Origin of the sequence: Bacillus cereus group sp. N8, assembly GCF_016483685.1 — a bacterium.
Lineage (GTDB): Bacteria > Bacillota > Bacilli > Bacillales > Bacillaceae_G > Bacillus_A > Bacillus_A proteolyticus.
Map to the genome: position 1 here is coordinate 1 of NZ_JAEHBK010000241.1, position 232 is coordinate 232.

Here is a 232-nt window from a genome sequence, read left to right on the forward strand (position 1 = left end):
CGGTACAACTCGTTCTTTAATCGGAAACATGGGTGAAGGTGTAACTGCAGGTTTCGCACGCGGACTTGAATTAGTCGGTGTTGGTTAACGTGCTCAAAAACAAGGAGATAAACTTGTTTTAAGCGGAGGTTATTCTCATCCAGTAGAAATGACTCCGGAAGCAGGTCTTGAAGTTGATGTACCTGCAACAACTAAAATCGTAAGCAAAGGTAGCGACAAGCAACGTGTTGGC

At 44.4% G+C, this 232-nt stretch carries 1 pseudogene; it reads left to right on the forward strand.

Features of this window, described 5'->3' with window-relative positions:
• Positions 1 to 232: pseudogene (locus JDS80_RS31145) on the forward strand (50S ribosomal protein L6); the annotation flags it as partial.